The 4,586-nt window shown below is 63.3% G+C and carries 5 protein-coding genes; all 5 read left to right on the plus strand.

What is annotated here, in order from left to right:
* A partial coding sequence (locus A2J03_RS03570; RefSeq protein WP_068369774.1) for a magnesium transporter MgtE N-terminal domain-containing protein occupies positions 1-843 on the plus strand: 843 nt, incomplete at its 5' end.
* Between the two features lie 20 nt (positions 844-863).
* Entirely contained in the window at positions 864-1,415 is a 552-nt protein-coding gene (locus tag A2J03_RS03575; RefSeq protein ID WP_156520182.1) for a DUF1003 domain-containing protein, read from the plus strand.
* 142 nt (positions 1,416-1,557) lie between these two features.
* Positions 1,558-2,424, plus strand: coding sequence for a lytic transglycosylase domain-containing protein (locus A2J03_RS03580; protein WP_068369779.1), 867 nt, complete (start codon positions 1,558-1,560; stop codon positions 2,422-2,424).
* 29 nt (positions 2,425-2,453) lie between these two features.
* Positions 2,454-3,587: an Mrp/NBP35 family ATP-binding protein gene (locus tag A2J03_RS03585; RefSeq protein WP_068369789.1), complete on the plus strand. Its 1,134-nt coding sequence runs from the start codon at positions 2,454-2,456 to the stop codon at positions 3,585-3,587.
* A 65-nt stretch (positions 3,588-3,652) separates the two neighbouring features.
* Positions 3,653-4,586: transporter substrate-binding domain-containing protein (locus A2J03_RS03590; protein WP_156520181.1), on the plus strand; the 934-nt coding region annotated here is incomplete at its 3' end.

The following is a 4,586-nucleotide window of genomic DNA, read 5'->3' on the forward strand; positions in this document are numbered from 1 at the left end:
AGGCTCGCCCGGCGCGGCGCAATTCACGTCGTCGACTGGCAGCACGTGCAGGGAATCACCCAGAACGAACTGTCGATGCCCGGGCAAGGCGTCGCACAGCTGTTGATGCAGTTCGAGGATCTCCGCGCAGCCGATGTGGCCAACGCGATGCGCGAACTTCCCGTCAAACGACGTATGGAGGTGGCACTGGCCCTCGATGACGAGCGGCTCGCCGACGTCGTCCAGGAACTGCCCGACGACGATCAGGTCGAGATGATGCACTACCTCGGCGTCGACCGAGGCGCCGATGTGCTCGAGGCCATGGATCCCGACGACGCTGCCGACCTTCTCGGCGAGCTCCCCGAGACGGAGGCCGAATCGCTGCTTCGCCTGATGGACCCTGAGGACTCCGCGCCGGTTCGTCGTCTGCTCGAACACTCCCCCGACACTGCGGGCGGTCTGATGACGACCGAACCCGTGGTGCTGAGCGCATCCACGACGGTCGCCGAAGCTCTTGCCCGCGCGCGCAACCCCGATCTGACGCCTGCCCTGGCGTCGCTGGTGTTCGTCGTCCGTCCACCCACTGCCACTCCGACCGGGGCGTACCTCGGCTGTGTCCACCTACAGCAGCTTCTTCGTGAACCGCCCGCCAGCCTGGTCGGCGGAATCATCGACAAGGCGTTGCCCAAGCTCGGCCCTGAAGACAGCCTGACGGCCGTGACCCGGTACTTCGCCACGTACAACCTCGTCTGCGGGCCGGTCGTCGACGACGAGGAGCATCTCGTCGGCGCGGTGACGGTCGACGACGTGCTCGACCATCTTCTTCCCGAGGACTGGCGTGATCAGGAGGTGGCAGGACAGTGAAGGAATCAGCCCGTCAGCGCATGGACACCCCGCGGGGGTCACGGCTGGTCAACTTTCGCCTCGACGTCGACCTCGGCAGGTCCGGAGAACGCGCCGCAAGATTTCTCGGCACCGGCCGCTACCTGGCCATCCAGACGGGCATCGTCATCGTATGGATTTTCATCAATGTCGCCGCGGTCAACCTGCGGTGGGATCCGTACCCCTTCATCCTGCTCAACCTCGCGTTCTCGACGCAGGCTGCGTACGCGGCGCCGCTGATCCTGCTCGCGCAGAACCGTCAGGACGACCGTGACCGGGTCTCGCTCGAAGAGGACCGCGCGCGAGCACAGCAGACGAAAGCAGACACCGAGTTCCTCGCGCGTGAGCTCGCATCGCTACGTATTGCAGTCGGCGAAGTGGCAACGCGTGACTATCTGCGCCGCGAACTCGAAGAGATTCGCGAGATGATCGAGCAGCTCGGCGCCGATCCGACGACACCGCAGAAGAAGTCCCGAAAGAAGCAGCAGAGCCGCAAACGCGAAGAGCCCGCGGATACCGTCGAACCTGCGGTGAACGCCGAGGACGCGCCCTGACGTCATTCGGTCGATGCGGCGAACCTGCCACACCCGATGTTCGGTGGAGTGCCGGCCGAACTTGATAACAGCCCGATAACAGAAGCGTCTCGAATCAGGTACCATCGACTGCGGATCATATACAAGCAGGAGGTATCAAGGCGTGGGACGTCACAGAAAAGCATCGAATTCCACTGTTCGCCGGAATTCGGTGATTGCTCTGACCGGTCTCGTGCCTGCCGGGCTCATCACCGCTACCAGCAGCGCGGGTGCGGCCGAGTACATCCCGTTCATGAACGCGAACTCGACATCCCAGGAAGCCGACCAGATCATCGAGACGCCGGAGCCGTTGCCCGATGCAGGCGAAGCCCAGCCGGTCGCCGAGGCCGAAGCGCCGGTACCGCAGACTGCACCTGCGCCCGCTCCGGTGCCCGAGGTCCCAGCGACGCCGGAACTTCCCACCAACCTCGCGGCAAGCCCGATCGCGATTCCGACCGTCAACGTCTCCGCATACAAGAACGCAGAGAAGATCCTCGTCGAGGTGCAGCCTGCGTGCGGCATCAGCTGGACGTTGATCGCCGGTATCGGTCGCGTCGAGTCCACCCACGCCAACAACGGCAAGGCCGACCCCCTCGGACAGCTGCTCGAGCCCATCCTCGGCCCGCGGCTCGACGGCAGCCTCGCGGGTAACAACGTCATTGCCGACACCGACGGCGGAGCACTCGACGGTGATCCGAACTTCGACCGCGCGGTCGGACCGATGCAGTTCCTCCCCGAAACCTGGAACCGCTACCAGGCCGACGGCAACGGCGACGGAATTTCCGATCCACAGAACCTCTACGACGCCGCGCTGGCCACCGGCGACTACCTGTGCGACGGAGGGTTGAACCTGCGCGACCTCGGTCAGACCACCAAGGCGATTCTGCGTTACAACAACTCGATGGCCTACGTCGCGAATGTGCTCGCCTGGTCCACCGGTTACGCCACCGGCATCGTCCCCACCTCCGACCAGCTTCCCCGCATTCACTGACCGTTTCGGCCTGCATCTAGCATGGGTACATGGCAGTACTGACGGAATCCGACGTTCGAAGCGCACTATCGAAGGTCATCGATCCGGAAATTCGCAAACCGATCACCGACCTGGGAATGGTCAAGAGCATCGGCATCGGGGACGACGGTTCCGTCGACGTAGGTATCTACCTCACCACGGCCGGATGCCCGATGAAGACCGAGATCAGCGACCGAGTCACCAAGGCCGTCGCCGACGTCGCCGGCGTAGGCGCTATCAGTGTCGAACTCGACGTCATGAACGACGAGCAGCGCACCGAGCTTCGCAAGTCCCTTCGTGGTGACTCCAGTGAGCCCATCATTCCGTTCGCCCAACCCGGTTCGCTGACGCGTGTGTACGCGGTCGCGTCGGGCAAGGGCGGCGTCGGCAAGTCCTCCGTCACGGTGAACCTCGCTGCCTCGCTGGCCAAGCGTGGTCTGTCCGTCGGTGTACTCGACGCCGACATCTACGGTCACTCCGTCCCGCGCATGCTGGGCAACGATGCGAAGCCGACGCAGGTCGAGAAGATGATCATGCCGCCGCAGGCGTACGGAGTGAAGTTCATCTCGATCGCTCAGTTCACGTCCGGCAACACCCCTGTCGTGTGGCGCGGACCGATGCTGCACCGTGCGCTCCAACAGTTCCTCGCCGACGTGTTCTGGGGCGACCTCGACGTCCTGCTCCTGGATCTGCCGCCCGGCACCGGCGACATCGCGATCTCCGTCGCGCAGTTGATACCTGGCGCCGAAATCCTTGTCGTCACAACGCCGCAGCAGGCCGCGGCGGAGGTCGCCGAACGTGCAGGTGCGATTGCGCTGCAGACACGGCAGCGCATCGCGGGCGTCGTGGAGAACATGTCCTGGCTCGAACTCCCCGACGGCACGCGCATGGATATCTTCGGATCCGGTGGCGGCCAAGATGTCTCGGATCGGTTGACGAAGGCCGTGGGCGCGAGTGTCCCTCTGCTGGGCCAGATTCCGTTGGATACCGCTGTTCGTGAGGGCGGTGACGCCGGCACACCGATCGTGCTCAGCCATCCGGAAACCCCTGCAGCACAGGCTCTCGAGTCCGTGGCGCAGAAGTTGGCAGTTCGAGAACGAGGGCTGGTCGGTATGTCGCTCAGCATCGATACCACCCGGAGGTAAGTGTGTCGAGGGTTGGAGTCTTATGATTCGTCAAGAATCCTTCCCGTCGATAGAGAGTGGCCTGCATGACGAAGCCGCATCGGAGCAGGCCGGTACTCGTACCGATCCTGCTCGCACTGTTCGTAACCCTGCTGGGATCGATGCTGGGCCCAGCTCTGGCGTCCGCTCAACCCGCGCCGCCGGCCCAGAACTACTCCATCGCAACAGACACCACGTTCGCTCCGTTCGAATTTCAGGACGAAAGCGGCAATCTGGTCGGCATCGACATGGACTTGCTCGCTGCCATCGCGGTCGATCAGAACTTCGAGTACACCGTCGAACAGGTCGGATTCGACACCGCCCTGCAAGGCGTCACCAGTGGACAGTTCAACGGCATGATCGCCGGAATGTCCATCACGGACGCACGCAAGGCGACGTTCGATTTCTCGGATCCGTATTTCGATTCCGGTGTTCAGATGGCAATTCTGGACAGCAACAACGACATCGAAGGGTACGAGGATCTGCGCGGCAAGTCCGTTGCTGTCAAGAACGGCACCGAGGGCGCAACGTTCGCAGCGTCCATCGCCGACCAGTACGGCTTCACGATCCGCAGTTTCGACGACTCGGCGACGATGTTCGAGGAGGTCAAGACCGGCAACTCGGCCGCAGCCTTCGAGGACTATCCGGTGCTCGCCTACGGCATCAAGCAGGGCAACGGATTCAAGACCGTCACCGACAAGGAGTCCGGCGCCAGTTACGGTTTCGCCGTCGCGAAGGGCACCAACGCCCAGCTGCTGGATCAGTTCAACACCGGATTGGCAAACCTGCGTGCGAGCGGACAGTACGACGAGATTCTCGATACGTATCTCAGCGCCGATGCGTCGACGTCGGACACCTCGATTCCCGGCCTCATTGCCAGTAGCTGGCAGCTGCTGCTGAAGGGCCTATGGCTGACGATCGTGCTGACCGTCATCTCCATCGCGATCGCCCTCGTACTCGGTGCCATCTTCGGGCTCTTCC

The sequence above is a fragment of the Rhodococcus sp. EPR-157 genome, from assembly GCF_001647195.1.
Taxonomy (GTDB): Bacteria; Actinomycetota; Actinomycetes; order Mycobacteriales; family Mycobacteriaceae; genus Rhodococcoides.

Coding starts and splice junctions, on each gene's coding strand:
- A2J03_RS03575 (WP_156520182.1), top strand. CDS start 864: ATGGACACCCCGCGGGGGTCACGGCTGGTCAACTTTCGCCTCGACGTC.
- A2J03_RS03585 (WP_068369789.1), top strand. CDS start 2,454: ATGGCAGTACTGACGGAATCCGACGTTCGAAGCGCACTATCGAAGGTC.